The organism is Stenotrophomonas sp. GbtcB23, from assembly GCF_019091045.1.
Lineage (GTDB): Bacteria > Pseudomonadota > Gammaproteobacteria > Xanthomonadales > Xanthomonadaceae > Stenotrophomonas > Stenotrophomonas rhizophila_A.
Window position 1 is genome coordinate 1 of the sequence record NZ_JAGXKC010000478.1, and the last position, 258, is coordinate 258.

Genomic DNA, 258 nt, shown 5'->3' on the forward strand with positions numbered 1-258 from the left:
GGCCTCGCACGGTTTCTAGTACCTGTTCGAGGGTTGGAATGGTGTGCGCCGTCAGCGCCTTGTCCGGTCCGCCATTGGCCATGCGCAGGGGCAGGCTGGTGATTTCCGCGATCGTCATCTCTTCAGGGAACCGGTCGAGCCCGGTCATCCGTTCCAGAGTGTCGACGAGAAGGATGAACAGTGCGCCATCCGCGCTTTGGCGGATATCAATCTCCACGATTTCATAGCCGGCAGCGATTGCATTTTCGATCGCGGCAA

The 258-nt window shown here is 59.3% G+C and carries 1 protein-coding gene; it reads right to left on the reverse strand.

Features of this window, described 5'->3' with window-relative positions; genetic code table 11:
- A partial coding sequence (locus tag KVS69_RS19825) for a glycerophosphodiester phosphodiesterase family protein (RefSeq protein WP_302675395.1) occupies positions 1-258 on the reverse strand: 258 nt, incomplete at both ends.